The organism is Okeania sp. (assembly GCF_983059655.1).
Genome location: NZ_CEZPJD010001023.1, coordinates 1 through 2,370, shown reverse-complemented (window position 1 = coordinate 2,370; position 2,370 = coordinate 1). Strand labels below are relative to the sequence as shown.

The 2,370-nt window shown below is 32.3% G+C and carries 3 protein-coding genes and 1 pseudogene; 3 read left to right on the top strand and 1 reads right to left on the bottom strand.

Annotation, left to right across the window (positions count from 1 at the left end):
• The 3 genes and pseudogenes from AC3DU7_RS31350 to AC3DU7_RS31340 form a co-directional block, all read left to right on the top strand.
• A pseudogene (locus AC3DU7_RS31350) lies at positions 1 to 187 on the top strand (Uma2 family endonuclease); the annotation flags it as partial.
• Positions 188 to 369: 182 nt separating this feature from the next.
• The gene (locus AC3DU7_RS31345; RefSeq protein ID WP_488043141.1) at positions 370 to 1,701 is read left to right on the top strand and encodes a protein kinase domain-containing protein; all 1,332 of its coding nucleotides are present in this window, start codon (positions 370 to 372) and stop codon (positions 1,699 to 1,701) included.
• A 69-nt stretch (positions 1,702 to 1,770) separates the two neighbouring features.
• Complete coding sequence (locus tag AC3DU7_RS31340; protein ID WP_488043140.1) at positions 1,771 to 1,968, top strand: hypothetical protein; 198 nt, start codon at positions 1,771 to 1,773, stop codon at positions 1,966 to 1,968.
• Positions 1,969 to 2,120: 152 nt separating this feature from the next.
• On the opposite strand, the gene AC3DU7_RS31335 is transcribed toward AC3DU7_RS31340, so the two are convergent.
• Positions 2,121 to 2,370: sensor histidine kinase (locus AC3DU7_RS31335; protein ID WP_488043139.1), on the bottom strand; the 250-nt coding region annotated here is incomplete at its 5' end.

The following is a 2,370-nucleotide window of genomic DNA, read 5'->3' as shown; positions in this document are numbered from 1 at the left end:
TTTAGAATTAGGAGCGGAAGTAGGAATTTTGATAGACCCCGATGAGGAAATAGTTGTAGTTTATCGTTCTAATGGTGAAGAAATTGAGTTAAAAAATGGAGATAAGTTGACTATTCCTGAACTATTTGATGAGTGGGAATTGCCTATTGTTGAGCTTTGGCCACCCGTGTTTGATGAAGAAGAGTAAGGTTAATTTGAAAACAAGTATTTTCATTAATAACAGAATATTAACTGCTTATTCATTAACTTTGTATTCCGGCTATTGATATCCCACAAAAATTATGGGTTAAAATTGATAATTAGATATCAACATTTTATAGATGTCCATTTTTTTGTAGAATGTAATGTTATTTCAGCAATAGCATAATAATGATTGGAAAAATAGTTGGAAGTCGTTACAAAATCACTAAAAAATTAGGAGAGGGTGGGTTTGGAGCAACTTACTTAGCAGAAGATTTACATACTTTTAGGACTTCTTGTGTTGTTAAACATTTAGCGCCTAAAGATTCTCGTCCTCAAGTTTTTCGTCTTGCTCAAAATCTATTTGAGAGAGAAGCACGATGTCTTCATCGTCTAGGAGAAAATGATGGAATTCCTCGCCTTTATGCCCACTTTGTAGAAGATGGGCAATTTTATTTAGTGCAAGAGTATATTGAAGGAAATGATTTAAGTGATGAAATCATTGTAGGAAAGCCTTTAACTGAAGAGCAAACTATTAAACTTTTGTATGAAATATTGTCGGCATTAACTATTCTTCATCAGAGAAATATTATTCATCGTGACCTCAAACCTCAGAATATTAGACGTCATAAACAGAATGGAAAAATTGTTTTAATTGATTTTGGTGCTGTTAAGCAAATTCAAGAATTAACAGTTAATCCTCATGGAAAAACAACAATAACTGTTCCAATTGGTACACCAGGTTATATGCCTAGCGAACAAACTCATGGTATACCAAAATTAGCTAGTGATATTTATGCAGTAGGCATAATTGGAATTCAAGCTTTGACCGGATTTAAACCTAGCAGATTTTCCCAAAATCCCCAGACAAATGAAATATTTGAATCAGGTCAACTTTTTCTCAAATCTCAGACTGGAAATATTTTTAAATATCAAGTTAATGTTAGTCAATATTTAGGCTATATTTTATCTAAAATGGTACGGTACTACTTTAAATTTAGATATAAAAATGCCTTTGCTGTTTTAAAAGATTTAACGCCTATTTGGAATCAATATAAAAATTTATATGAGACAGAACAAGAAATTTCTCTTTACTCCGAATGTGGGATTGACTATACTAAACTCAGACGTTTTCTGGCATTAGGTGAATGGAAAGAAGCAGGCGAAGAAACAGAAAAATGTATTCTCAAAGCTGCTAATAGAGAAATAGAAGGTTGGCTAAATTCAGAGTCAATTAAGATATTGCCAGAGCAAGACCTCCAGACAATTGATAAACTTTGGCTACATTTTGCTAAGGGAAGATTTGGGTTTAGCGTTCAAAAAAAAATTTATTTAGAAACAGGCAGAGATTGGCAAGAATTTGGTAAAAAAGTAGGTTGGCGAGAGGAAAGATTAGCAGGTTTTAGTGAGATGCGAGGTTTTAAACGAGGATATTTGCCTGCTCGTATTTTTGGTGTGAGAGATGGAAAGTTAAGTTTGGGAGATGTTGTCTCAAATCTTCTCTCTCGTAGAGACTTATGAAATTAAAATACTGATACCTTCAAATTTAGACAAAGAGTCTCAAAGGGTAATATTATTAAATATAAATTGATGTATAAATTAAACCTTCTCACGGAATTAGCCTCAATCAAAATCAGAAAATTAAATAAATATATTCAAACACCCAAAATACTTTTGATGTACATGACACCAAACTATTTTATATTTCTACATAAAAAATATTGTGCCACTGAAGAACAATATGAAAAAATATGTAATTTGGTAGCTAATTTTCCTCAAGGTAATTAAATCATCCTTCTCGTCTGATAGTAATCAAAACACTATTATATGATTTCCGGATAATTAGTGATAAAAAAAACTTTCTCTTTTTCCTCCTCTTCTTCCTTTCCTCTTGACTCCTGTCTCCTGACTCCTGACTCCTGACTCCTAAAGACTTAAGTTTAAATTATTGATTCAAGCGTTTTAGGTGCTTTAATTGGAAGCTGAATGATAAATTCTGTTCCTTCTTTTGGTTGTGAAGTGCATTTCAAGATACCAGAATGTTTCTCCACTATAATTTGGTAACTAATAGAAAGACCAAGACCTGTTCCTTTACCTACTGGTTTGGTAGTAAAAAATGGATCGAAAACTCGATTAATTGTATTTTCTGTCATTCCTGGACCATTATCTTTAATAGATATGACAGCATAT